Annotated in this window: 28 protein-coding genes; 8 read left to right on the top strand and 20 right to left on the bottom strand. The window is 67.0% G+C overall.

What is annotated here, in order from left to right:
* The gene (locus AC3A6P_RS06970; RefSeq protein WP_487690046.1) at positions 1 to 1,068 is read right to left on the bottom strand and encodes a phosphotransferase; all 1,068 of its coding nucleotides are present in this window, start codon (positions 1,066 to 1,068) and stop codon (positions 1 to 3) included.
* 220 nt (positions 1,069 to 1,288) lie between these two features.
* Here AC3A6P_RS06970 and AC3A6P_RS06965 point away from each other — a divergent pair, with 220 nt between their 5' ends.
* Entirely contained in the window at positions 1,289 to 2,485 is a 1,197-nt protein-coding gene (locus AC3A6P_RS06965; protein WP_487690044.1) for an RsbRD N-terminal domain-containing protein, read from the top strand.
* Positions 2,486 to 2,497: 12 nt separating this feature from the next.
* Here AC3A6P_RS06965 and AC3A6P_RS06960 read toward each other — a convergent pair whose 3' ends face one another.
* The 3 genes from AC3A6P_RS06960 to abc-f form a co-directional block, all read right to left on the bottom strand.
* The gene (locus AC3A6P_RS06960; RefSeq protein WP_487690594.1) at positions 2,498 to 3,142 is read right to left on the bottom strand and encodes a response regulator; all 645 of its coding nucleotides are present in this window, start codon (positions 3,140 to 3,142) and stop codon (positions 2,498 to 2,500) included.
* Positions 3,139 to 4,434 (bottom strand): sensor histidine kinase, encoded by a 1,296-nt coding sequence (locus tag AC3A6P_RS06955; protein WP_487690041.1) that lies wholly within the window; start codon positions 4,432 to 4,434, stop codon positions 3,139 to 3,141. Before AC3A6P_RS06955 ends, AC3A6P_RS06960 begins: the two co-directional genes overlap by 4 nt.
* A 104-nt stretch (positions 4,435 to 4,538) precedes the next feature.
* Positions 4,539 to 6,179 carry a ribosomal protection-like ABC-F family protein gene (gene abc-f / locus AC3A6P_RS06950; protein ID WP_487690039.1) on the bottom strand — a complete coding sequence of 547 codons (1,641 nt, stop codon included), beginning with the start codon at positions 6,177 to 6,179 and terminating at the stop codon, positions 4,539 to 4,541.
* Positions 6,180 to 6,286: 107 nt separating this feature from the next.
* Here abc-f and AC3A6P_RS06945 point away from each other — a divergent pair, with 107 nt between their 5' ends.
* Positions 6,287 to 7,501 carry an FAD-dependent monooxygenase gene (locus AC3A6P_RS06945; protein WP_487690036.1) on the top strand — a complete coding sequence of 405 codons (1,215 nt, stop codon included), beginning with the start codon at positions 6,287 to 6,289 and terminating at the stop codon, positions 7,499 to 7,501.
* Here AC3A6P_RS06945 and AC3A6P_RS06940 read toward each other — a convergent pair.
* Both AC3A6P_RS06940 and AC3A6P_RS06935 read right to left on the bottom strand, forming a co-directional pair.
* Positions 7,479 to 8,102: a flavin reductase family protein gene (locus tag AC3A6P_RS06940; protein ID WP_487690033.1), complete on the bottom strand. Its 624-nt coding sequence runs from the start codon at positions 8,100 to 8,102 to the stop codon at positions 7,479 to 7,481. The two genes, AC3A6P_RS06945 and AC3A6P_RS06940, sit on opposite strands and share 23 nt — an antisense overlap.
* A gap of 60 nt (positions 8,103 to 8,162) precedes the next feature.
* The gene (locus tag AC3A6P_RS06935) at positions 8,163 to 8,474 is read right to left on the bottom strand and encodes a CBU_0592 family membrane protein (RefSeq protein WP_487690030.1); all 312 of its coding nucleotides are present in this window, start codon (positions 8,472 to 8,474) and stop codon (positions 8,163 to 8,165) included.
* A 98-nt stretch (positions 8,475 to 8,572) separates the two neighbouring features.
* Between AC3A6P_RS06935 and AC3A6P_RS06930 the strand changes: the two genes are divergently transcribed.
* Positions 8,573 to 9,484 (top strand): LysR family transcriptional regulator, encoded by a 912-nt coding sequence (locus tag AC3A6P_RS06930; protein WP_487690027.1) that lies wholly within the window; start codon positions 8,573 to 8,575, stop codon positions 9,482 to 9,484.
* A 15-nt stretch (positions 9,485 to 9,499) separates the two neighbouring features.
* On the opposite strand, the gene AC3A6P_RS06925 is transcribed toward AC3A6P_RS06930, so the two are convergent.
* From AC3A6P_RS06925 to AC3A6P_RS06910, 4 genes are all read right to left on the bottom strand, one after another.
* Positions 9,500 to 10,507 carry a glycoside hydrolase family 6 protein gene (locus tag AC3A6P_RS06925; protein WP_487690024.1) on the bottom strand — a complete coding sequence of 336 codons (1,008 nt, stop codon included), beginning with the start codon at positions 10,505 to 10,507 and terminating at the stop codon, positions 9,500 to 9,502.
* Positions 10,508 to 10,562: 55 nt separating this feature from the next.
* Positions 10,563 to 11,414, bottom strand: coding sequence for a cytochrome c biogenesis CcdA family protein (locus AC3A6P_RS06920; protein ID WP_487690021.1), 852 nt, complete (start codon positions 11,412 to 11,414; stop codon positions 10,563 to 10,565).
* A 12-nt stretch (positions 11,415 to 11,426) separates the two neighbouring features.
* On the bottom strand, positions 11,427 to 11,933 hold the full coding sequence (locus AC3A6P_RS06915; protein ID WP_487690018.1) for a protein disulfide oxidoreductase: 507 nt from the start codon (positions 11,931 to 11,933) through the stop codon (positions 11,427 to 11,429).
* Between the two features lie 64 nt (positions 11,934 to 11,997).
* The gene (locus AC3A6P_RS06910; protein WP_487690015.1) at positions 11,998 to 12,744 is read right to left on the bottom strand and encodes a class I SAM-dependent methyltransferase; all 747 of its coding nucleotides are present in this window, start codon (positions 12,742 to 12,744) and stop codon (positions 11,998 to 12,000) included.
* A gap of 138 nt (positions 12,745 to 12,882) precedes the next feature.
* On the opposite strand from AC3A6P_RS06910, the gene AC3A6P_RS06905 reads away from it, so the two are divergent.
* On the top strand, positions 12,883 to 13,914 hold the full coding sequence (locus AC3A6P_RS06905; RefSeq protein ID WP_487690012.1) for a fused (3R)-hydroxyacyl-ACP dehydratase subunits HadA/HadB: 1,032 nt from the start codon (positions 12,883 to 12,885) through the stop codon (positions 13,912 to 13,914).
* A 19-nt stretch (positions 13,915 to 13,933) separates the two neighbouring features.
* Here AC3A6P_RS06905 and AC3A6P_RS06900 read toward each other — a convergent pair whose 3' ends face one another.
* A complete protein-coding gene (locus AC3A6P_RS06900; protein ID WP_487690009.1) occupies positions 13,934 to 14,182 on the bottom strand; it encodes a hypothetical protein in 249 nt (82 codons plus the stop codon).
* Positions 14,183 to 14,349: 167 nt separating this feature from the next.
* Between AC3A6P_RS06900 and AC3A6P_RS06895 the strand changes: the two genes are divergently transcribed.
* Together AC3A6P_RS06895 and AC3A6P_RS06890 are read left to right on the top strand one after the other, a co-directional pair.
* A complete protein-coding gene (locus AC3A6P_RS06895) occupies positions 14,350 to 14,943 on the top strand; it encodes a dihydrofolate reductase family protein (protein WP_487690006.1) in 594 nt (197 codons plus the stop codon).
* A gap of 72 nt (positions 14,944 to 15,015) precedes the next feature.
* Entirely contained in the window at positions 15,016 to 15,471 is a 456-nt protein-coding gene (locus AC3A6P_RS06890) for an ATP-binding protein (RefSeq protein ID WP_487690003.1), read from the top strand.
* Between the two features lie 18 nt (positions 15,472 to 15,489).
* Here the strand turns inward: AC3A6P_RS06890 and AC3A6P_RS06885 are convergent, their stop codons facing one another.
* Positions 15,490 to 15,834, bottom strand: coding sequence for an STAS domain-containing protein (locus tag AC3A6P_RS06885; protein ID WP_487690000.1), 345 nt, complete (start codon positions 15,832 to 15,834; stop codon positions 15,490 to 15,492).
* 469 nt (positions 15,835 to 16,303) lie between these two features.
* Here AC3A6P_RS06885 and AC3A6P_RS06880 point away from each other — a divergent pair, with 469 nt between their 5' ends.
* Complete coding sequence (locus AC3A6P_RS06880; RefSeq protein ID WP_487689997.1) at positions 16,304 to 17,065, top strand: ANTAR domain-containing response regulator; 762 nt, start codon at positions 16,304 to 16,306, stop codon at positions 17,063 to 17,065.
* A gap of 28 nt (positions 17,066 to 17,093) precedes the next feature.
* Here the strand turns inward: AC3A6P_RS06880 and hadA are convergent, their stop codons facing one another.
* Positions 17,094 to 17,555 (bottom strand): (3R)-hydroxyacyl-ACP dehydratase subunit HadA, encoded by a 462-nt coding sequence (hadA, locus tag AC3A6P_RS06875; protein WP_487689994.1) that lies wholly within the window; start codon positions 17,553 to 17,555, stop codon positions 17,094 to 17,096.
* Positions 17,556 to 17,641: 86 nt separating this feature from the next.
* Here hadA and AC3A6P_RS06870 point away from each other — a divergent pair, with 86 nt between their 5' ends.
* Positions 17,642 to 18,259: an IMPACT family protein gene (locus AC3A6P_RS06870; RefSeq protein WP_487689992.1), complete on the top strand. Its 618-nt coding sequence runs from the start codon at positions 17,642 to 17,644 to the stop codon at positions 18,257 to 18,259.
* A gap of 225 nt (positions 18,260 to 18,484) precedes the next feature.
* Here AC3A6P_RS06870 and AC3A6P_RS06865 read toward each other — a convergent pair whose 3' ends face one another.
* Genes AC3A6P_RS06865 through AC3A6P_RS06835 form a run of 7 tightly spaced genes read right to left on the bottom strand, consistent with a single transcriptional unit; the run spans position 18,485 to position 23,847 of the window.
* Complete coding sequence (locus AC3A6P_RS06865; RefSeq protein WP_487689990.1) at positions 18,485 to 19,024, bottom strand: manganese efflux pump MntP; 540 nt, start codon at positions 19,022 to 19,024, stop codon at positions 18,485 to 18,487.
* Entirely contained in the window at positions 19,021 to 20,139 is a 1,119-nt protein-coding gene (gene pqqE, locus AC3A6P_RS06860; RefSeq protein WP_487689987.1) for a pyrroloquinoline quinone biosynthesis protein PqqE, read from the bottom strand. The genes AC3A6P_RS06865 and pqqE overlap by 4 nt, the downstream gene beginning before the upstream one ends.
* Positions 20,132 to 20,410 carry a pyrroloquinoline quinone biosynthesis peptide chaperone PqqD gene (gene pqqD, locus AC3A6P_RS06855; RefSeq protein ID WP_487689984.1) on the bottom strand — a complete coding sequence of 93 codons (279 nt, stop codon included), beginning with the start codon at positions 20,408 to 20,410 and terminating at the stop codon, positions 20,132 to 20,134. The genes pqqE and pqqD overlap by 8 nt, the downstream gene beginning before the upstream one ends.
* Complete coding sequence (gene pqqC, locus AC3A6P_RS06850) at positions 20,397 to 21,080, bottom strand: pyrroloquinoline-quinone synthase PqqC (protein WP_487689981.1); 684 nt, start codon at positions 21,078 to 21,080, stop codon at positions 20,397 to 20,399. The genes pqqD and pqqC overlap by 14 nt, the downstream gene beginning before the upstream one ends.
* An 18-nt stretch (positions 21,081 to 21,098) precedes the next feature.
* Entirely contained in the window at positions 21,099 to 21,980 is an 882-nt protein-coding gene (gene pqqB / locus AC3A6P_RS06845; RefSeq protein WP_487690593.1) for a pyrroloquinoline quinone biosynthesis protein PqqB, read from the bottom strand.
* Positions 21,981 to 22,023: 43 nt separating this feature from the next.
* Positions 22,024 to 22,131, bottom strand: a complete 108-nt coding sequence (gene pqqA / locus AC3A6P_RS06840; RefSeq protein ID WP_487689978.1) for a pyrroloquinoline quinone precursor peptide PqqA — start codon at positions 22,129 to 22,131, stop codon at positions 22,024 to 22,026.
* Between the two features lie 30 nt (positions 22,132 to 22,161).
* The gene (locus AC3A6P_RS06835; protein WP_487689975.1) at positions 22,162 to 23,847 is read right to left on the bottom strand and encodes a PQQ-dependent dehydrogenase, methanol/ethanol family; all 1,686 of its coding nucleotides are present in this window, start codon (positions 23,845 to 23,847) and stop codon (positions 22,162 to 22,164) included.
* Position 23,848: the final 1 nt, after the last annotated feature.

Raw genomic sequence — 23,848 nt, 5'->3', positions numbered from 1 at the left:
TCAGTTTCTCGTCTCTTGTCGCGAATCGTCACGTCGGCCGCACACCGCGTGCAGATGTTCCGACGCGGTGTGCGGATCGATCTGGACCACACGATGCAGGGCCGGCAGGGTGTGTTGCATCCGCATCGCCCCGTAGGCGGTCGGATCTGTCTGGCCGCGCAATCCCCAGGTAAGGGCTTGCACGGCAAGGCGGGCTGCGGCCAGCGGGTACGCGACCGTCAGCTCGTCGTCGGTCAGCGGTGTCACGCTGTGGTAACCGGCGATCACCAGTCCCATCGCCCACAACGGATCGTCCTTGCGGAGCATCGCGTACGCGCCGGCGATGGCGGGTTCGGCCACCCGCACGGTGTAGAGCGCGTCGTTGAAGTCGAGAATGCCCACCACGCGCTGCGCGCCGTCGGCGTGATCCACCAGTACGTTGTTGTCGTTCAGATCGTTGTGGACCGTGGCCGCGGGCAGACTGCGCAGCAGTGGCTGCACGCGCGTGAACCAGCTCAGTGCGATCCGCGCATCGCGTGCCCCGGCCAGCGTGGGGTCCACGCTCAGGCACTCCTCGATCACCTCGGCGGAGCGCGTGACATCCCAATGGTGGGTGACGTGCATCGACGGGGATTCGAAACCGTCCAGTGCCTTCGTGATTCGGGCCGCGGTGGCGCCGATGTCGCGCAGCAGTTCCTCGGAGTGCTCTTGCACGCGCACCATATCGGTACCCGCCACCCAGTTCAGCACCGTGAGCAACCACCGATCGGTGCCGACGTCGATGCCGACGTCGAGATGGCCATCGACGGTTCGCACCAATGTCGGTACCGCGATTCCGATCTGGCGGTCCGCGATATGGAGCAGGATGTCCTTCTGCCACTGCAGCTGACCGTCGCGGTCGGCTTTGGTGCGCAGCTTCGCCAGGAACTCGCGGCCGTCGGCGCTCGACACACGGTAATTCCGGTCCAGTTCACCGCCGAGGAAGGCCAAGTCCGTGTTCGGCAGGCCGTACGAATCGGACAGCGCAGCTGTGACGATCTCCGCTGCCGCGACGTCGATGTCGGCGGGCTGAACGCTGGGCTTGGGCATCGATCTCCTTTGTGGCTGCGCCTACGGAACTCACGGTGGGCGGCACTGCAACGTGTCCTGTCCCACAATTCAAAAGTGTCACTATGCTGGCGTCAATACGCGGATCGGCGCTGGATAGTGCAGGATCGAGTGCATATTGCACAATTTGGCGCATTCGAGCCGCTTCGTGTTTCTCGCTCGTTACAGGCGCGTGAGGACGACATCTCGGAGAGGAAGCTGCGTGACCGCGGAGGATCAGACCACCCTGTTGATTCGGTCCACTGCACGACGGCTGTTGAACATCCGGCTGTCGTCGATCGTCGAACGCGCAGTGGAACAGACCATCCACGACGAGCCCACCTATTCCGGTGGACCCGTCAGCCGAGACGATCTCGGATACCACATGGACCGCACCATGCGTTTGGCGCTGACCCGACTGGTCGGTGACGACATACCTGGTCCGCTGCAGTCGGCGGCTCTGGAGGTGGGACGCATCCGGGCGCACCAGAATGTGCCACTTTCCAGCGTCCTTCACGCGTTTCGCATCGACCTGAAGATGCTGTGGGAAGCCCTCATTGCCGAGGGACGCGACCTCGGCGTGGATACCCGGGCCGACTTCCTGGAACGTTCATCACTGATGGTCTGGGAAGCCATCGAAGCCAACACCGAAGAGGTCGTGCGCGGCTACCAAGTGGCACAGGGCAATCGCGAGGAGATCCGCTCGGCAGCATTCGAGCAACTGCTTCTCGACGGCGACCTCCACCAGTCGGCGGTCGAAGATGCCGCCCGCCTGCTCGGAGTTCCCGCCGCAGGGCGCTACGTTTGCCTTGTCGGGGCGTTCTCGATACCACGCCCCGAACTCGTCGCCGAATGCTCCGAGCGACTCGAAGCCGGCGGCACCGAGTTCTACTTCAACTGGTTCGCCCAGGAGCTACGCGGCATCATCCATGTCACTGATCGGCACCCCGACGTCAGTTCCGACCTGGGTCCACTGGACGAACACGTCTGTGCCGTGATCGATGCCGACGGCCTCGCCGCGGTACCCAGAGCCGTTCGCCTGGCAAGGATGACGGTCGAAGGTCGCACCGATCCGGGAGTGCGGCGGGTTCGCGACAATTGGCTGCACGCTGTCACCGCCGCCAATCGGGAGCTCTCGGATGCACTGCGCGAAGCCGCTTTTCGTCCTCTCGACCGGCTCACCCACCATGAACGCACCGGCATCCTGGAAACCGTCGGAGACCTGGTGGCCCACGGGGGCACCATCGCCGACATCGCGGCGCGCACATATCGTCACCGCAACACCGTGCGCAAGCGGCTGCACGTGTTCACCTCGCTGACAGGCTTCGACCTGGCGGAGACCACCGATCTCGCGACGGTGGCCCTGGCCTTCACCATCGAGAACTCAGAATCCGGCACCGGCCGCACGAGGAGACCCTGAGCCCCCGCAGCTTCAGGCCCGCAGATACGTCAGTACCGCCAGTACCCGGCGGTGTTGTGCCCCGTCGGGCGGCAGCCCGAGTTTGGCGAAGATGCTGCTGATGTGTTTCTCCACGGCACCGTCGCTCACCACCAGCGTGCGGGCGATGTTCGTGTTCGACCGGCCCTCGGCCATCAGCGCGAGTACCTCCTGCTCGCGCGCGGTCATCTGGCGCAGCGGGTCGTCGCGGCGCCGCCGCACCAGCAGCTGGGCCACCACGTCGGGGTCGAGCACCGTGCCGCCCGAGGCCACTCGCTGCACGGCGTCGAGAAAATCCGCGATCGCCGCCACCCGATCCTTGAGCAGATAACCCACGGCACCGGCACCGTCGGCCAGTAAGTCGTCGGCGTAGGACACTTCGACGTACTGCGAGAGCACCAGCACCGGCGAACGAGGAACGCGGCGGCGCGCTTCGACCGCGGCACGCAGCCCCTCATCGGTGTGCGACGGCGGCATCCGGACGTCCACCACCGAGACGTCGGGCCGGTGCGCCTCGATGGCCTGCACCAGTGCCGGGCCGTCACCGACGGCGGCCACCACGTCGTGGCCATTCTCGGTCAACAGCCGGATCAGGCCCTCCCTCAGCAGCACGGCGTCGTCGGCGACCACCACTTTCAGCACGGCAGCTCCACCCCGATGGTCGTCGGTCCGCCGGTCGGACTCGTCACGGTCAGCGTGCCACCGCCCGCCCACACGCGGTCGGTCAGGCCCGACAGGCCGTGACCCTTGGCCACATGTGCGCCACCGTTGCCGTCGTCGACGATCTCGACGCCCACGCGGCCGGGCCCGTGCGCCACGGTGACCCAGCAGTTCGCCGCCCCGCTGTGCTTGGCCACGTTGGTCAGCGCCTCGGCGACAGCGAAGTACACGGTGGCCTCCACCGAGGCGTCGAGCCGGCCGGAAGGCGTGCCGAGTTCGGGATCGACCACCAGCTCCACCGGCACGGTGGATCGAACAGCCAGTGCCGCAAGCGCACTCGGCAGGCCGCGATCGGTGAGCACCGGCGGGGCGATACCGCGCGACAGTGCCCGCAGCTCGTCCAACGTCTCCCGGGTCTGGGTGATCGCCTCGTCCAGGGTGTCGCGCAGTGCACCGGGGGTACCGTCCAGGTGCTGACGGGCCCGGCCCAGATCCATTGCCAATCGGACCAGCCGCTGCTGGGGTCCGTCGTGGATGTCGCGTTCCAGCCTGCGCAGCGCCGTCGCTTCGGCGGAGGCCGCCGCCGCCTTCTGCTCGGCCAGCACGGTGATGGTCTGACGCATCTCGGCCACTCCGGTGAGCAGGACACGGCTGAAGGCCGCCGACAGCACGGCGCAACCGCGCACCACGAGCGGCAGGGTGAGCAGGCAGAGCAGGCCGACAGCAGTCTGGAAACCGATCCGGGCGATCGCACTGTCCCCCAGTCCGATCAGCTGCGCAAGCGAGGTGTTGTCCGGGCCGCGCGGGATGCTCCAGTCCCACGCGACGGTCAGCGTGCCCGCGACCGCCACCGCCCACCAGCTGATGACCACGCAGAAGGTGGCGACCGCGAGCGGGAAGTGCAGGATGCCGTGTGTCAGGTCCAGCCAGAACTGGCCCTGGGTCAGCGGGGTGACGAGCCGTTTCCAGAAACCGGCACCTCGTGGGGCCGGCTGGTAGACGGGCCGGGTCCTCGGCCGGCGCAGGACGGCCGGGAAGCGCAACCGTTCGATGTCGGCGAAGAGCCGGGCGACGAACAACGTGGCGACCAGCACCGGCAGCCCGATGACCACCACCAGCATGCCCAAACCCGCCGACAACCCGGTCACCAGGACACTGAAACTGATTGTGGCCAGCGGAAATCCGAGCAGAACGTAACCGGTGTCGATCCCGAGCTGGCGGAGTATGCCGACTCGCTGCGGTTGCGCGGTCAGCTCGGCGACGTTGCTCATGCTCTCGACGCTAGGCATCCGTCGGCTCCACCCCCATCCCGTACGCCTGCGTCTTCAGGGTAGGGCGGTCCCTACCGTCTCGCACCGACTTGGCGCCGTCCGCCCTACAGTTCGACGACGCGCCCGCTCTCGACCAGCCACCGGCGATCCAGCCGGACGTTCTGCAGCATCCGGCGGTCATGGGTCACCAGCAGCAGCGCACCGTCGTAGGTCTCCAGCGCTTGCTCCAGTTGTTCGATGGCCGGCAGGTCGAGGTGGTTGGTCGGTTCATCGAGCACCAGGACATTGGTGCCACACGCCTGCAGCAGTGCCAGGCCCGCGCGGGTGCGCTCACCGGGTGAGAGCTCGCCGACCGGGCGTTCCACATGGTCGGCACGCAACCCGAACTTGGCCAGCAGAGTGCGTACGTCGGCGGTCGTCCACGTCGGAACCCGCTTCTCGAAGGTGTCGACCAGCCGCGCGTTGCCCGTGAAAGCGCTTCGCGCCTGGTCGATCTCACCGATCGCGACGTTGGCACCCAAACTGGCGCGACCCTCGTCGGGGCGCTCGCGCCCGAGCAGCAGGCGCAGCAGCGTCGACTTGCCCGCTCCGTTCGGGCCCGTGATACCGATCCTCGCACCGGCATCGACCTGCACCGACACCGGACCCAACGTGAAATCGCCGTGGCGTACCACCGCATTGTCCAGCGTCGCCACCACCGCACTCGACCGGTCCGCGGCCCCGATGGTGAACTGCAGTGTCCATTCTTTGCGGGGCTCGTCGACCTCCTCCAGGCGCGCGATGCGACTCTCCATCTGACGCACCTTCTGCGCCTGTTTCTCGCTGGACTCGGTGGCGGCGCGCCGCCGGATCTTGTCGTTGTCGGGAGCCTTGCGGATGGCGTTGCGTACACCGTGGCTGGACCATTCCCGCTGTTTCCTGGCGCGCGCCACCAGGTCGGCCTTCTTCTCGGCGAACTCCTCGTACTGCTCGCGGCGGTGGCGCCGGCCGACCTCGCGCTCCTCCAGGTAGCTGTCGTAACCGCCGCCGAACACGGTGGTGGTGTTCTGCGCCAGATCGAGTTCCAGGACTCGAGTGACGCTGCGCGCCAAAAACTCCCGATCGTGGCTCACCAACACCACCCCACCCCGGAGTTCCCGGACCAGACGCTCCAGGCGATCCAGTCCGTCGAGGTCGAGATCGTTGGTGGGCTCATCGAGCAGTACGACGTCGAACCGCGACAGGATCAGCGCCGCCAGTCCCACCCGCGCCGCCTGCCCGCCCGACAAGGCGGTCATCGGAGTGGACGCCATCGCAACGTCCAAGCCCAGGTCGGCCAGCACCGCGGGCATCCGTTCGTCGAGGTCGGCGGCCCCGGCGGCCAGCCAGTGATCCAGGGCAGCGGCGTAGGCGTCCGTGGCCGCGGCATCGTCGTCCGCCAGTGCCGCGGCTGCATCCTCCATCGCCTGCGTCGCTGCGGCGCATCCCGAGCGGCGTGCGATGTAGGCGGCGACGGTCTCCCCGGCCACCCGTTCGTGCTCCTGCGGTAACCACCCGACGAACGCGTCGGCCGGGGCGATGCTGACCGAGCCGTCCAGCGGCTCCAACGCGCCGGCCAGGATCTTCAGCAGGGTGCTCTTGCCTGCACCGTTGGCGCCGACGACGCCGATCACGTCGCCCGGGGACACGGTCACGTCGAGCCCTTCGAACAGGGTGCGGTGGGCGAATCCGCCGGCCACGTTCTTCGCGACGAGCGTTGCAGTCATGGACCAATGGTCTCATCGCCGGGCCGGGCGGAAATCCATGTGTGACGGAACCCTGACCGCGGTGCCCGCCGTGGCGCGCGGTGAGCCTGAACGGGTACAGGAACCGCATGGAGTCTGCACACGCTGTCATCTCCGGCGCCGGGATCGCCGGACCCGCACTGGCTCACCAACTCACCGCTCGCGGTTGGCGATGCACCGTCATCGAGCGCTTCCCGGAGCGTCGCGACGAGGGCCAGAACGTCGACATCCGGGGCGCTGCCCGCGAGGTGGCCCGCCGGATGGGCGTCCTCGATGACATCCGCGCCGCCAACACCGGTGAGATCGGCACCCGGTTCGTCAGATCCGACGGCACGGCGGCGGCCTCGTTTCCCGTCTCCGGGCCCGGCGGGAACGACGGTCCGACAGCAGATCTGGAGATCCTGCGCGGCGAGCTGTCGCGGATCCTGATCCAGCAGACCACCGGCGCCGCCGACTATCTGTTCGACAGCCAGATCGCCGACGTCACCGATCACGGCGACCGCGTGACCGTCGCCTTGTGGGACGGCACCGCCCTGGACGCTGACCTGCTGGTGATCGCCGAGGGCCTGCACTCACGCTCACGCCGATTCGTCGACTCCGTGGACGTCAACGACCTGGGCATGTACTTCGCGTATGTCACCATTCCGCGGCGCCACACCGACGACCGCTGGTGGAACTGGCAGCACGCCGACCGGTCTCGCTCTGTCCACCTCCGGCCAGACAACCTGGGCACCACCCGTGCGATCCTGACGTTCTTCTCCGACGTCCGCGGGTTGGAGGACCTGCAGCGCACCGACCTGATCACGCTTCTGCAACGCACTTTCGCCGGAGTCGGCGGTGCCGCGCCACGTGTGCTGGCCGAACTCGAGGCCGGCGCGCCGATGTACTTCTCCGCAGTCGGCCAGGTACGCACGACGTCCTGGAGCAAGGGCCGGATCACCCTCTTGGGCGATGCCGCCTTCTGCAACGCGACGTTCGGCGGCGCCGGCACCAGCTTGGCCCTCATCGGCGCGTACGTCCTGGCGGGGGAACTCAGTGCCGACAACAACATTCACGACGCACTCGGGCGGTATCAACGCGCAATGACGCCCTTTGTCGATACCACCCGATTCGTCAGTCCCCGGCTGCTGCGACTTGCCAACCCACGCACCCACACCGGCATCGGGTTGCTGCACGGCGGCGCCTGGCTGGCAGCCAGCCGCTTCGGCAAAGCTGTCGCCGCGCTGACCGGCACCGGGTTGGCGAACCTCGGCGGCGACGGAATTCCGTTGCCCGACTACCCTATTGCGGCCGCGTCATCCTGAACACCGACTCCGGCGCGATCTCGGAGTAGTTGGCGGGGCCGCCACCCCGCAGGATCGGCCGGGGTCCCGCGGTGTCATAGATCCCGTCGACGATCCACTCCCGGTCGATGTGCACGGCGACCACCTGGCCGAACACCATCCAGGTATCGATGGCCGCGCCCTCGGTGTCCTGGAGCTGGATGAGTTGCGTGAGTCGGCATTCGAAGTTGACCGGGCTTTCCAGCACGCGCGGAGCGCCGATCAGTGTCGACGCCACCGGCGTCAGCCCCCCGCGGAGGAACTCGTCGTCGCCGGGCGCGAGTGTGGCCGACGTCTCGTTCATGGCCACCGCCAGCTCTCGAGTGGCCAGGTTCCAGACGAACTCACCCGTGGCATCGATGTTGGCCACACTGTCCTTCCACCCCACCGAGGCGAAGCCCACGATGGGCGGGCGGTAGTTGAACCCGTTGAAGAAGCTGTAAGGAGCCAGGTTTCGCACACCGTCGGTATCGTGCGTGGAGATCCAGCCGATCGGACGGGGCCCGACGATCGCGTTGAACGGATCGTGGGGCAGCCCCGGCCCGTCGGCGGTTCGATAGAAATGGGCATCGGAGCCGGCCATCACACCTCTTGACTGTCGCGGTGAACAGGGGCCGAAACTACCACCGTCGGACAGGTACTGCTACGACGCCAGACCCGCGCAGGATTCCAGCGCCGGGGGTCCGGACGGGGCTTGCGTGGCGCAGACCCGGCGGTCTCGCCGGCGCCGGACGATATCGGTCAACGTGCCGACACCGATGGCCGCCCAGATGAAGTTGGAGGCCGCACTCGGCCACGCGCCGTACAGCGTTGCGGCGATGCCACCGAGCGTGCCGCCGACTGCGTTCAAGGTCGCATAACGCCAGGAATGTCCGGCCAGCCAGCCACGGCTCACCGCCAGGTATGCAACGAAAGTGCCTACCGTCCCAACCCATCCCAGAGCTGCCGCAATCATCCGTCCGCCTTCGAGCCGTTCCCGTTCGACGAAAGTATCGCTAGCAACTGGGTTAAACACAATTGAATACTTCTGCAGTGGCAGTTTAGCCTTTGTGAATGGAGATCGATCCGCGCCGACTTCGTTACCTCCTGGCCGTCGCCCGGACAGGAGGCGTTCTCGCGGCGGCCGACGAGCTGCACATGACCCCTTCGGCGGTATCCCAACAGATCACCCGCCTCGAGAAGGAAACCGATCGGGTTCTGATGACGAGAATGGCCGACGGTTCAGCTCTGACCCGGGAGGGCCATCTGCTTGCCGAGGCCGCCCTCGAGGTCGAGCGGACGCTGGCGTCGGTCCAGCTTCGGCTGGAACAAGGAGATGCCGAGATCCACGGTTCTCTGCGTCTCGGCGGGTTCCAGAGTTTCCTCTCGGTGGTGGTCGCACCGGCCTTGTCGGAATGGAGGAGTGCGCTTCCGGGTGTCCGGATCGAGGTCTTCGAGTCCGAACGTGACCCTTTGATGCGGGCGATGAAGGACGGCGAATTGGACGCTGCCATCATCGAATTGGACGCGGGCGACTCCCCCATCCGGCTTCCGGCGGGGATGACGGAAGTGCCGTTGTTGGACGAACCCTGGAAGTTGGTGGTGCCCGCCGGCACCCTCGCATCCGATGTCGCCGAACTCGGCCGGCTGACCTTGCCGTGGTTGGGAGTGGATGCGTCCGGCGCCAGTGCCCGCGCTGTCAGGCGGCTGCGCCGCGCCGTCGGCATGGACCAGGCGGTGGTACATCGGTACTTCTCCATACAGACGGCGCTGGCGCTGGCGGCCGCCGGCGAAGGCATGGCACTGGTGCCCCTGCTCGCCCTGCACGGCATGCCGTTGCAGGGGGTCGAGACCCTGGACGTCCCCGGCTTGGGCACCCGGCGGATCGTGCTCCGCAGCTATTCCCGCGGCACGCAGTTCGACAACCTGGTCACTGCGGTGACGGCGTTGATCCAGGAAGCTGTGACCAACATCATCGAGGGATAGCTGCGCCGCCGGCCGCTACCAGCCCGCGTTCTGCGCCAGATCGATGGCGTACTGGTTGACGAAGGTGCCCGCACCTGGGGCGCCGCGGCACGAGCCGTCCGATTCACCGGGACGTTTGACCCACAGGAAGGCATCGATCTGAGGATTCCCGGTGGCCGTCGTCGGCGCGACGCCGAGAGCACGGCCACTCGGGTTGCACCAGTACAGGGGGTCGCCCTCCACGGGGCCGGCGCCGTTTCGCGAGGTGTCGATCACGAAGGGCTTTCCGCCCGTCATTCCGGAGATGGCCGCACCGTAGCCGGCCGATTCCTCGGTGGTGAAGAAGTTCGCGGTGTTGAGGCTGAAACCGCGTGCCTTCTGGATGCCCACCTGGTTGAGTCGGCCGGCCATGACGTCGGCGGCCACCCAGCGGGAGTGACCGGCGTCGATGTACACGGCGGTGCCTGGGTTGCGGGTCAAGCTGTCGACGGCATAGCGGATCAGGTCGTAGCGCTCCTGCTGCTGAGCGGGCGACAGGCAGTCGGCCATGGCCAGCGCATCGGGTTCGAGGATAACCGCGGCCGGCCCGCCGCCAATCGCGCCCGCGACGCCGTCGATCCACCCTCGGTAGGCGTCGGCTGATCCGAAGCCGCCTGCGGCATAGCTCCCGCAGTCACGGTTGGGGATTCCATAGAGCGCAAGGATGGGCATGGTGCCGGCGGCTTGCGCGTCGGCGATGTACTTCGCGTCCACCGACGGTGTGGAGAGGTGGTCCATCCAGTACGCCGTCGGGGTGTTGACCACCGCGGCCAGCTGCGGGCTCGGATTACCCTGTGCGGCGCGGATGCCCTTCGAGTTGGGGTTGACGTAGAAAGGACGCCCGATCAGCGGGTTCGCGTCGCTGACCAGGCGGATGGCCGGACCCGCGCCGACGTCCGCGGGTTCGGGGGCGACACTTTCGGGAACGAGGCCGAGGCCGGCAACCGCCGCGGCGGTCAGGAAGGGGGCCACCCATCGGGCCACTGCGCTGACAGTTGAAGGCATCACGCCATCGAAACTTAGCGGCGCTTTGCATCGAGCGCCAACTGCCGGGTCTGCGCTACCGCCTGGCCCTGCGCCACGTCCACACCGACGCCCCCGCGATCGACACGGCGAGCATGAGCACCCACGGCCACCACCCGTGCCGATGCACCCATCCGGCGATGGCACCCTGCAGCCGCCCGGCGGCAGCGATCACCGGATCCAGGGGATCACCACCGGCGGTGAACAACTGCACCTCGTAATAGCCGTAGTAGGCGACATAGAGGCCGACCAGGATCAGCACCACTCCGCCGACGCGGTTGACGAACGGCAGGATGGTCTTGATGCGGTCCGTCAGTGCCGTGCCTGCGAGGGCGACGGCGACGGCCAGCGTGCCGACCACCAGCGCGAAGCCGGCGGCGTACACCGCATAGATCCCGACTCTGGACAGCACCGACGCTCCGCCCACTGCGGCTCCTGTCACCGCGAGAAAGGGCCCCACGGTGCACGACAGCGACGCCAGCGCGTAGCCGATGCCGTAACCGAACATCGAGCCCAGCCGCGACGTCGGCGCCCCTGACGCCCGCCCGGTCACCCGGCTCGGTATCAGCAAGGCCAACTCACGTCCGCTGACCAGCCAGATGCCCAGTGCCACAAGGACGATGCCGATACCGACGGTGACGAACGGCACGTACCGCTGCACCGTCGAAGCCAGGGAGACGGTCAGCAACCCGAAGACTCCGAACACCGCGAGAAATCCGAGCGTCATCGCCGCCGTTGCCGCCAGGGCGCGGGCAAGCGCGCCGGGGACGTTGCGTCCGGTACCCCGCACGACAAGGGTGAGGTAGGCGGGCAGCATGGCGAAACCGCACGGATTGAGCGCGGCCACCAGTCCGGCGGCGAACGCCAGCCCGATCAGATCCTGCTGCACTCGGCGCCGCTGCTACGCGGTGAGCGCGGCCACCCGCTGCTGCAGTTCCTGCTGTGGCATCGCTGCGGTCGGGTTGTTGACGAAGGTCGAGGAACCATCGGGCCGGTAGAACACATACGCCGGCTGCCACGGCACGTTGTAACGGGCCCAGATCGATCCGTTGGCGTCGTTGAGGTTCGTGAAGTTCAGGTTGTATTTCGACACGAAGTCCTGCATGGCCCCGACATCGGAGCGCGCGGCCACGCCAATGAAGGTCACGTCGGGGTTGGCGGCAGCAACGCTGCTCACCGACGGCGCCTCGGCGTTGCAGAACGGGCACCACGGCGTCCAGAACCACAGCACGGCCGGTTTACCCTGCAGCGACGCTCCGTCGAACGGGGCACCGGACAGCGTCGTCCCGGCGAAGTCGAGGCGATCGTCAGCAATCGCTGCCGGCGGGCTGACCAACGCCAGCATGAGCACCGCGGCGACCGCACCGACGAAGAAAGACCTGCTCAGGCGCAGTAGTTGATGGATCATGACGGCTCCTCCGCATTCGGGCTGTGGCACGGATAGCCCGCTGAGGCGCTGTTCAAAAGCCGCGTCACACGGTTCCTCGAGCGGCCCATGCCGCCGCGGTCACGGTGAACGGCCCAGGACCCAGGTGCCGGTGCGCCGCAGCCTTCAGGCGGGCGCGCCCGTCGTCATCGAGTCGCGCAACGTATTCACCTGCCGGGCCCACACCGTAGGTATACGGTTCCCACCACTGCTCGAAGGTCGGATGCACGACCTCGACCGTGATGAGTTCTTCTCGCACAGTGTGCAGGCCGGCCGCGTCGAACAGTTGCCCCAGATGACCCATCCGTGCCCCGGCCAGCAGCGCCTCGTCCTCGGCTTCCGGGTCCAGCGTGTGCACCGCGGTCCAGAACGGCGCCAGCGCGCCGGTCGGCCCATCCCATACGCAGGCGGCAACGACGCCGCCGGGTCGCGTCACGCGGGCCATCTGCCGGATGCCTTGTAGCGGATCGGTCATGAAATGCACCACCAGCTGCGCGAGGGAAGCATCAAAAGCCGCAGTGTCGTAAGGCAATTCCTCGGCGGTGCCTCGTCGCACGTCGAGGTCGGCGAAACGCGCCCGGATCGCGTCGACAAACGGCGGAGAAGGGTCGATCGCCGATACCCGGGCGCCCACCGAGAGCAGATACGCCGTCAGCGCGCCGGGCCCGCAGCCCACATCGAGCACGTCGTCGCCCTCGCCGACACCGGCGAACGCCCCGAAGACTTCCGCCAGTGGTTCTGCATACCGGCCCATGAAACGCCCATAGGCCTCCGGCGGGACGAGGAAGCTCATTTCGGGATGCTACGTCGCCGGCCGCGGCCTCGATCTCGATCGGCGCAACCCTCGTCGATTCCGAGGCCCTGGGAACCTCGCGTTAGGGTGCTGGGGTCGGCCGCAGCGAACAAGCCGATAGAAAAGATGAGCACAACCATGACTGCACCACCAGAATCGTCACCGCTCGAAGCGCGGGTCGGCCACTACTACCAGATGGACGGCACCTACCTGGTCGGCCGCGAGAAGGTGCGCGAGTATGCCCGTGCGGTGCAGGACTACCACCCCGCGCACTGGGACCTCGCCGCAGCTGCTGAGCTGGGGTATTCGGGCCTGGTGGCGCCGCTGACGTTCACCTCGACGCCGGGTATGGCCTGCAATCGCCGCATGTTCGAATCGGTGGTCGTCGGTTACGACACCTACCTGCAGACCGAAGAGGTCTTCGAACAGCACCGTCCCATCGTGGACGGCGATGAACTGCACATTGACGTCGAGCTGACGTCGGTCCGCAGGGTGGCCGGCCGGGACCTCATCACTGTCACCAACACGTTCACCGACGCAGCCGGCGAGGTGGTGCACACGCTGCACACCACCGTCGTGGGCGTCACGGCCGACGACATCAATCCGGCGACCATGACCGCCGTGCACAACGCGATGATGCATGACGTGGACATCATGGCCGTGGCCGATTCCGATGCCGCCTACCACAAGACGGTGCGCCCGGCGGGCGAGGTCCGCATCGCCGAGGGAGGCATGACCCGTACCCCGGGGACACCCTCGTTCGAGGATGTCAAGGTCGGCGACGAGCTACCGGTGCATCACACCCGCCTGTCCCGCGGTGACCTGGTGAACTATGCCGGCGTCGCCGGTGATGCCAACCCGATCCACTGGGATGAGGACATCGCCAAGCTGGCGGGTCTGCCCGATGTGATCGCTCACGGAATGCTCACCATGGGGCTGGGCGCCGGCTTCACCTCCGCGTGGTCCGGGGATCCTGGTGCGGTCACCCGCTATGCGGTGCGGCTGTCGCAGCCCGCGATCGTGTCGGCCAAGGAAGGCTGTGACATCGAGTTCAGCGGTCGCATCAAGTCATTGGACCCACAGACCCGGTCCGGGGTGGTGATCGTGGCCGCGAAGTCCGCCGGCCGCAAGATCTTCGGCCTCGCGACGATGAACGTCCGTTTCCGCTGAGAGGACGGCTTCACACCGCTCAGTTGCGCACACTCGTGTCGACGTGCGGCACCTTGACATTCGGAACCAGAAGGTCCCGCCAGGGGTTGTTGCCGTCTCCGTCGTAGTAGCTGGAATCACGGTCCCGCCCGCTGTATCCGTTGTCGTGATCGTCGGCCTGCGCCGGTCCCGCGAAGCCGATCACGGCTGCGGAGAACGCGCCGGCGATGACTCCCATCAATCCGATCTTCTTCATCGATCTCGCCTCTTCCCGCTTCACCTCAGTCACGGGCAAAAGTCCCGCAATACTTGGTGAAACAGGAGGCCGGACGGGTTGATTCCACCTGCCATGGTGATCCAGCGCATCCCGCGCCCCGAGGCCGCCTGCGGCGATGAGTTCGCCGATGTGCCCGGGTCTGTACTTCCGACAGCGTCACCTCGACGGGAGGAAAGAACATGACGGCCAGCTATACCTTCGACGTCTTCTCCAGCCTCGACGGCTACGGCAGCATCAGCGGAGGCGACTGGGGCGGTTACTGGGGCAAGCAGGGTCCCGAGCTACTCGCCCGCCGTCTCGAGCTGTACAGCACCGAGCAGCGAATGGTGTTCGGAGCGAACACCATTCGTGAGTTCATCGACATGCTGGCGTCGAGCACCGAGGAGTCCGAGGTGCACGACCCATGGGTCTCCCGCATGCGGAACATGCCCGCGACGGTGGTCTCGACGACGTTGCAAGGGCCGCTGGACTGGCCGGAGGCCACGGTGATCGGTGGCGACGCGGCAGACGTCGTGGCCCGCCTCAAAGCCGAGTCCGACGTGCCGTTGCGCTCGCATGGAAGCCTGGCGATGAACCGGGCCTTGATGGCCGCCGGCCTGGTCGATCAGCTACAGGTGACGATCTTCCCCGTCATCACCGGCCAGACCGGGGACAGCCCCATCTTCGCGGGTGCGGCGGACTTCGACCTCGAACTCCTCGAACACCGCACACTCGACGATCACATCCAGGAGCTGATCTACCGGCCGACCCTCCACCCAGCGTCCTCGACCTGATGGTTGCGCGCTCTGCATACTTTCGGTGCGAAGTGGGTATCTGCCCGCTGTGCCTCACGTCCGCTGTCGCCGATGACCGCCCCCGAGCGAGACGCCGGCGGACTGTTCGCGCTATCGCCGTCTCCGCCGGCGACACTGCCCCTGGAGTTCGAATTCCCGGCGCAGGCACAGCATCTGGCATACGTGCGGCACACCGTGACCGAGTGGCTCGACGGTATCGGAGTCAGCGAACAACTGGCCGCTGACATCCTTCTGGTGGTCGTCGAGGCGTGCAGCAACAGCATCGAACACGCCTACCGCAACCAGGACCCCGGAATCGTGCGGGTGTCAGCCCAACGCGAGGGCAACGCCGTCTGCATCACCATCGACGACCACGGCCACTGGAAAGCCGAGCTGATCCAAGAACGCAACCGCGGGCGCGGTATGCCGCTGATGCGGGCGATGAGCACGCGATTCGAGCTGAGCACCGGCCCGAGCGGAACGACGGTATCCATGGCGTTCGACGTGCCCCCGCCACTGCGGAGGTAGACCTCGCAGCGCAGAGCGTCAACCCAGGCGTTCCAACGCCGCCGTCACCGTCGGCGCGAAATCCAGCACCTCACCCAAACCCACGATCTCCATGGGTCGACGGGTCACCGGTCCGTCGGCGACCACCACGAACCGCCCCGCCGAACCGAGAGCCAGCTGGGTTTCGACCAGGATCTGCATGCCGTTCGAGGCGAAGAACGTCACCTCGGTCAGGTCGATGATCAGGGCGGCGGGTCGTTGAGCCAGCGCCTCATCGACTCGGCGTTGCAATCCTGGGGCGGTCAGGATGTCGACGTCACCGGTGCATGCCACCACAGTCGCACCGTCGGCACGGTGCAGCGTGAACGAACTGTCCGAAGCCACTCAAACCCCACTAATCCCCGCAACCCAGATGTAGACGCGACGTGTGAGGCTGGAGCTGAACCCGAACGATTTTTGCGCTTGATGGATAGTACCCCGCATGGCCGATCGATTTGACGCGGGCGAAACGCGTCCGTCAGGCACCTTGGAAAGGTGGCACCAGCAGCGCAAACCTGCTCTGTGACAACGTGATCCGCGACAGCACGGCCGGCAGCACGAGGAGTTGCTCTCGGCATCAGATGCCAACCCGCCCCAGGCCCGTGTAAAGCGGGCCGTGGCGGGTAGCAAACGTGCAGGCACTGTGGCGGTCCGGACCGCTCACACTGCTCAGTCCCCGGCAGTCAGGACGGCGGCTGCCGGGGACGCCCCAGACCTGTACACAACCGACTTCCCGCGTCTCGGCGTTCCGGCGGAGGCTACGATCTCCGTTACGCGGGTACGTGCAGACATCGAGCCAGGTCAGGAGGCAGAAATGGACCTTCGCGAGGGTCGCCCCGACGAGTTGGACCGGTTGGACAGCATCTCCGAGGCCATCGCCTCGCTGAACTCCGTGCTCGACGCCGCCGAACCCCTCGACGTAGCGCTCGATCAAGTCGCCCGACTCGCTGCCGAGGCCATACCCGATGCCGACGCCGTGTCCATCAGCGTGCTCGACGACCCGGCGCCGCGCACCGCGGCGTTCACCACCGAGGACAGCCTGCATCTCGACCGCGCCCAGTACGGCAGCGGCTACGGACCGTGTCTGGATGCTGCCGAGACCCAGCAGCCGGTGCGGCTTCGCCTCGACACCCTGGAGCCCGATCGTTACCCCGACTTCCACGCGGCCGCCAGCGCCGCCGGGATCAACGCCAGTCTCAGCGTGCCGTTGATCGTGGAACAAGTCGGCCGGCAACCCGAGCTGGTCGGATCGCTGAACATCTACAGCCATTCCGCCACCGCATTCGACCCGTTCGACGAGCGGCTCGTCGGGCTCTACACCACGACTGCGGGTCAGGCCATCACCCAAGCGCGCCGCTGGCAGGCGCTGCGCGCCGAAGTCGACCAACTCTCCCGCGCCCTGATCTCTCGTGCGGACATCGATCAGGCCAAAGGCGCGTTGCGCGCCATCCACGGCTACTCCGAGGACGAGGCCTTTCAGCAGCTGGTCACCCAGTCTCAGCACCGCAACATCAAGGTGCATGCGTTGGCCCGCGAGTTCTTGCAGTCGCTGCGCACCAGCGACACGGCGCAGTGACGTCCGACAGACGCCTCGCCGATCCGCGTCAGGCCTGCGCGTCGGCCTCCTCGGTGCGCCCGGCCATCATGGTGTAGTCCTCCTGCACCGTTTCGCCTTGCTGGTTCGTGATCCGGCTTCGGATGGTCAGCACATCCGCCCCGAAGGCCTGCCGAAGCGAGTCGAGCCGGATGTGGCAGTACAACCTGTCACCGGCCTTGATCGGCCGGTGAATCGTCAGGCCCTGCTCGACCTGGACCAGCTTCTCCTCCGTGATCGGAATGCTGGCGTGTTCGAAGAAGGCCATCTGCGCCTTCAACCCGAAGATCGCGATGAACGTGAGAGGCGCCAGGATCGCGTCGTGCCCCAGCGCGCGAGCGGCGTCGGCGTCGAAGTAGGCGGCGTCGTCGTTCTTGACGGCTTTTGCGTACTCACGGACCTGGTCGCGGCCCACCTCGTAGTAGTCGGGGTACGTGTAGGTCAGGCCGACGATGTCCGGTGAGAGGGCCATACCCCCGAAGCTACGCGGGCCGGGGTCCGGCGGCGTGGTTATGCGCAGCGTGCCGCTCGACATCGGCGGCTCTTACACTCTCGGGCATGCCAGTCGCGCTGGACCCTGGGGCCAGGCCGCACGCGGAGGAGATCATCAAGAAGTCGCGCTTCGTCGCTCGGCTGCGCTACGTCGATGACACGACGGCGGCTGACGAGTTCCTGGCTCTCGCCCGGGAGACAGATCGCGGCGCCGGGCATCACTGTTTCGCCTACATCATCGGCGACGAGCCCGAGAGTCGGGTCGAGCGGTACAGCGACGACGGCGAGCCGGGCGGGACAGCGGGTGCGCCGATTCTGAATGCCTTGAAGGGCCGGGACCTTCTCAACGTCGTCGCCGTGGTGTCGCGGTACTACGGGGGAATCAAACTCGGTACCGGCGGGCTGGCGCGGGCATACTCCGGGGCTGTCAACTCGGCGCTGGAAGGCGCGGTCCTGCGGCCGCGGGTGCGGTCGCAGGTATTCCGCGTCGCTGTTGACCACGCAACAGCCGGCCTGGTGGAAGCGGAACTTCGAGGACGCGGATTCGAAGTGGCCGATGTCCGGTACGGGGGTCAGGCGGAGATCACCGTTGTCTGTGCCGAGGGGTCGAAACTCGAAGCGGCGCTGGGTCAGCTCACCTCCGGAACCGCCGAACCGGCTCATGTCGGTGACGTGTGGCGGTGATGGCGCCCACGGAGGGGAAGCCGAGGTCTGGGTGGTCTCTGTCTCAGTATTGGTGCACTCCGCAGGCGCAGTACATGTTTCGGCACGTGAAGCACGCGGGCATCGCGCTGCAGCGCGGGCAGTCGCAGCTGACCGGTTCGGTGTGGCGCGCGGTGTCGACCGCCGGGTAGGACTCGCCGCAGTGATAACACGGCGGCCGGGCGTCGTCGAGGTCCGAGCCCTCGGTCATGCGCGGACCACCATCAGCACTGCCATCCCCAACAGCACCAGGCCGCCGAACAGGTCCGTGCGGATCCGCACGGTGCTGGCCATCACCCGGCCCGCGGCCAGTCCCACCATCGACATGATCAACGTGGCGCACCCGCAGACCACGGCCACCGTCACCGGCGAGGCACCCACCACACCCAGGCTCGCGCCCGCGAACAGGTTGTCGAGGCTCAACGGCAGGGGCAGCCCCAGAATGGCCAGCGGGTGGTCCAGTTCACCGGACTCCTCCGTGCGCATGGCGTGCACCACCAGGTAGAGGGCGTAAGCACCCAGGGCGGCGGCCCCGGCGTACTCCGCCACCTCCCCGATGTAGTCGCCCACGACGTTGCCGACCCAGACACCGATCAACGGTGCCAGTGCATCGCACGCACTGAACACCAAGGCGGCCTGGATGATTCGTCGCCATGGCGGCTTCGTGGTACCCAGTCCGAGGGAGGACTGGAAGTTGTCCAGGCTCAGGACGAACGCAACCGGGATCAGCGCGAGAAGTGAATTCACGCTCCCACCTCCAAAGACCTAATACGGTGCGGGTGCGGCCGCGGAATAAGTTCACCGGGGTGCCCCGTCGCGTCGTTGGCCGCAGCCACCGCCGCGGTGATGAGCCCGTGGTCGGTGGAGAGGTGACAGACCGGATCGGTGCGCGCGGCATCGCCGGTGAGCGCAAAAGCCTGACAACGACATCCACCGAAGTCGATGCCCTTGCGGTCGCAACTGCGGCACGGCTCCGGCATCCACCCGTCACCGCGGAACCGGGTGAACAATGGTGATTCGGTCCAGATCCAGTCGAGCGGATGCTCGCGCACGCTGGCGCGAGGCAGGCGGCGGCTTCGGGTGAGTTCCTGGGCGGCCGGGCACGGCAGCGCATCCCCATTGGGCACCACCGTGAGCTGACGGCGGGCCCAGCCGTCCATACACGGTTTGGGGTACCGGCTGTAGTAATCCGGGATGACGTAGATGACCTCCATCCGGTCGCCCACCCGTTCCCGCGCTGCCCCGACGACCGCGCGCGCACGTTCCAGCTGGTCCCAGCTCGGCAGCAGTGCAGTACGATTGCGTCCCGCCCAGCCGTAGTACTGCGTGTTGGCGAGCTCGATCCGGTTGGCCCCCAACTCTTCTGCCAGGTCGAGGATTCGCCCGATGCGGTCGATGTTGTGGCGGTGCAGCACCACGTTCAGCGTCAGCGGCCAGCCCAGTTGTTTCACCAGCCGCGCGGCGGCGAGCTTGCGGTGAAAGGACGTGGTGCCGGCGATCCGGTCGGACAGCGCCTGCTCGTCGGCCTGGATACTGATCTGGACGTGCTCCAGGCCCGCGTCACGCAACTGCCCCGCCCGGCGCTCGGAGAAGCCGAGCCCACTGGTGATCAGATTCGTGTACAGGCCAAGCTGATTGGCGCAACGCACCAACTCCACGATGTCGTGGCGCTGCATGGGCTCGCCGCCGGAGAGGTGCACCTGCAGCACTCCCAGCGCCGCGGCCTCGGCGAACACCCGTCGCCACTCCTCGGTGGTCAACTCCTGCCGGAACTCGTCGAGCGCAAGAGGATTCGAGCAGTAGGGGCAGTGCAGCGGGCAGGCGTAGGTCAGCTCGGCGAGCAGGGCGAACGGTCTATCCACAGGAAACCTCCAACCCGTGTTTGGCGATGAGATCGGCCAGGAACCCGTGGATGTGCGCCTCGGTGACGTCGGCGTACCGGCTCTGCAGCTCGGCCCGGATCTCGCCGACGGTTCGCCGGCCGTCGCACAACTCGACGATCGCGGCGCCGGTGTCGTTGATGACCCAGACGGTCTCGGGCGAGAGCAGCGCGTGTTGTCCGCGTGTGCCGTCGAACCTCAGCCGGACGTGCGGCGCCAGCCGGGGCCGCGCGGCGTCGTCAATGCTTGCCATAGGCCTGATCGATCGCGTCGAGCATGCTCCACAGCACGTCGCACTTGAACGACAGTGCCTCGAGCGCCGCCGCCTGCGTCTGCGGGGTGCGGCAGTGCGTGCGCACCACCTGCAGACCGTGTTCGGAATCGCGGGGCGCCTGCACGAGCCGGGACCGGAAGTAAGCGAGCCCGCGGGGATCGATCCAGGTGTAATGGCGCTCGAACGCGGCGAGCCGCTCCGCCATCAGGTCGGGGGCGAACAGCTCGGTCAAGGACGAGGCCACCGCCTCGACCCACGGCCGGGTCCGCGCGAAGGTGACGTAGGCGTCGACGGCGAATCGCACGCCGGGGAGCAGGTGTCGCTGGTCTTCGATCTCCTCCCGGGTCAGGCCGACGGCCTCGCCGAGGTGTAGCCAGGCTTCGATCCCACCCGACCCCTCGCCCGCCCCGTCGTGATCGATGATGCGCTGGACCCAACGGCGTCGGACCTCGCGGTCAGGGCAATTGCTGAGGATCGCCGCATCCTTGCGAGGAATGTTCACCTGGTAGTAGAAGCGGTTGGCCACCCAGCCGCGGATCTCCTCGCGGCTCGACTGTCCGTCGTTCATCCGGCGATGGAAGGGATGCTGGTGGTGGTAGTGCTCGGCGCGGGCGCGCAGCGCCTCCTCGAAGTCCTCGGGTGCCGCCACTGCCGTCATCATCGCTCCTCAGATGTCCAGCTCGAGGCCGTCCACGGCGACCTCCATGCCGTGCCGGTCGAGGATCCGTCGTTGTGGCGAGTCCTCGAGCAGGATCGGGTTGGTGTTGTTGATGTGGAGGTAGACCTTCCGGCGGATGGGCAACGGCGACAGCAGTTCCAGGCTGCCACCCACACCGTCGATCGGCACGTGGCCCATGGCGCGAGAAGTCTTGCGGGCCAGCCCGAGCCGGGGCATCTCGTCATCACGCCAGCAGGTCCCGTCGATCAGGAGGCCGTGACAGCCGGTCAGTTCCCCGAGGATCGCCGGGGTGAGCTGCTGTACGCACGGCAGGTAGACCAGGCTCCGGCCGGTGTGGGTGTCGGTGATGCGGTAACCGACCACGCGGCCGTACGTCGCGGCACCTGGGAACCGCACCGGCTTGTCGGTGGGAACGTCGAATGCGCGGTAGGACAACCCGTTTCCCAGTGACACCTCGGCGCCGGGCAGTACCGGTTGCCACTTGACCGGACAGTACGCCTCGAGCGTCTTGAGCACTCCGGTGCCCGACATCAGCGTCTCGTGCACCGACTCGGTGGCGTGCACCTCCAGTCCTCGACCCTCCCGCATCAGGAGAAGGCCCAGCGTGTGGTCCAACTCGGCATCGGTGAGCAGCACTGCCTGCAGCCGGACCACCCGGCCGTCGTCGGGATGTAGCTCGGCGAAGTTCTCGATCTGGGACTGGATGTCCGGTGACGCGTTGAACAGGTACCAACGCAGTCGATCTGACGTGACCGCGATCGACGATTGGGAACGGCGTCGGGCCGGCCTGGAGCCGGCCCGCACCGCACGACACGGAGGGCAGGTGCAGTTCCACTGTGGAAATCCGCCGCCGGCCGCCGATCCCAACACGCGCACCCACACGACTGGGCCTGCCGCCCCGCGCCCGCAGCGACTAGTCGGCGCCGCGCCAGATGCCCGCGTATGCGGTCACCTCGGCGGACACCCTGATCTCGGTGACCGTGGGCGGCTCCCACTTCTGCAGAGTGCTGTCTTGCTCCATTGCTGTTCTCTCTCTTTCGTGTTGGTGGGATCAGTCGGGGAGGGCGAAGGCGATCAACGCGCTGCCGTGGCCTGCGCCGAGCATTCCGGGGAGGATGCCCTCGAGCCAGCCACCCCAGCCCACCGGCACCACGACATACTGCTTTCCGTTGACGCTGTAGGTGGAGCAGCTTCCATGATGTCCGCTGCCACAGTTGAATTCCCACAGCTTCTCCCCGGTGTTCGCATCCAGCGCGGCGAACTCACCGGTCGGGGTGCCCGCGAACACCAGGTTGCCCGCAGTGGCCAGCACCGACGCGGCCATCGGGTGCTTCAGCCGCCAACGCCACTTCTCCTCTCCGTGTGTGTCGAAGGCACTGACCGAACCCGCCATGTCGTCGATGTCGACCTGTACGGCCGCGCCCCAGTACGGGATGCTCTCTTTGAACTCACGCCGCCGACGGGTGGCCGTGGCGCCGACGTCGGCGACTGGGACGTAGAACATTTCGGTCCTCGGGCTGTATGCCGCGTGCGTCCACTCCTTCGCCCCGGCCGGACCGGGATAGAAATGAACGGGCTCGCCCTCCTTGTCCGGGTACCTACGCGGGGTCACCTTGCCGTCGCGGGTGATCACACCCCAGTCGATCCGGTCTACGAACGGAGTGACGTGCTGCAACTCGCCGTTGGTGCGGTCCAGCACGAAGAAGTAGCCGTTCTTGTCGAAGTGGGCGAGCAGCTTCTTACCGTCGCGCTCGAAGAGGATCATCTCCATCGTGGAGTCGTAGTCCCACAGGTCGTGCGGGGTGAACTGGTAGTGCCACTTGATCTCACCGCTGTCGACATCGAGTGCGACCACGCTGTCGGTGAAGAGGTTGTCGCCCTCACGCACGGCACCGTCGAAATCAGGAGCCGGATTGCCGGTGCCCGCGTAGTACAGATTGGTCTCGGGGTCGAAGCTGCCGGTGACCCAGTGGTTCGCCCCGCCGCGCGCCCACGCCTCGCCGTCGGCCGGCCAGGTCTCCGAGCCCGGCTCACCCGGCTTCGGCACGGTATAGGTGCGCCAAAGGTGCTCGCCGGTCTTGAGGTCCCAGCAGTCGATGTGCCCACGCACCCCGAATTCACCGCCCGAGCTGCCGGTGATGACGGTGTTCTTGACCACCAGCGGTGCGAGCGTGGCGCTTTCACCGGCACGGACATCGCCGATCGTCTTCTGCCAGATGGTGTGTCCATTCGTGGCGTCCAAGGCGATCAGGTGGGCGTTCGGGGTCACGAAGAACACCTTGCCGTCGGCCACCGCGCAGCCGCGGTTGACGTTCCCGCAACAGAGTGAGACGTCAAAAGGTGTGGCGTGCTTGTAGCGCCATAGCTGTTGGCCCGAGGTCGCGTCGAGCGCCCAGAACCACCCGTCCCAGCCGGTGACGTACATGACTCCATCCACGACAAGCGGGCACGTCTCGAACGCATAGGTCGAAGCGCCTGCCATGTGACCGGAGGCGCCGGCCTGGAACATCCAGACGGGCCCGATGCGCTTGACGTTGTCGGTGTTGATCTGGTCCAGCAGGCTGTACCGCTGGCCGTCATAGGCGCCGTAGTAGGTGAGCCAGTTGTGCGACTCCGAACGAGCGTTGAGTAGCCGCTCATAGTTGACGCTGGTCGCCACCGCGGGAGCGGATCCGGGGATGGGGCTCAGCGCTGACTGCTGGATCGCCTCTCCGGCGTCCACGTAGTCGACGGTCATG

The organism is Mycobacterium sp. Soil_C_30, assembly GCF_057656995.1.
The sequence above is the reverse complement of the archived record's forward strand: the minus strand, read 5'-3'. Positions and strand labels throughout refer to the sequence as shown.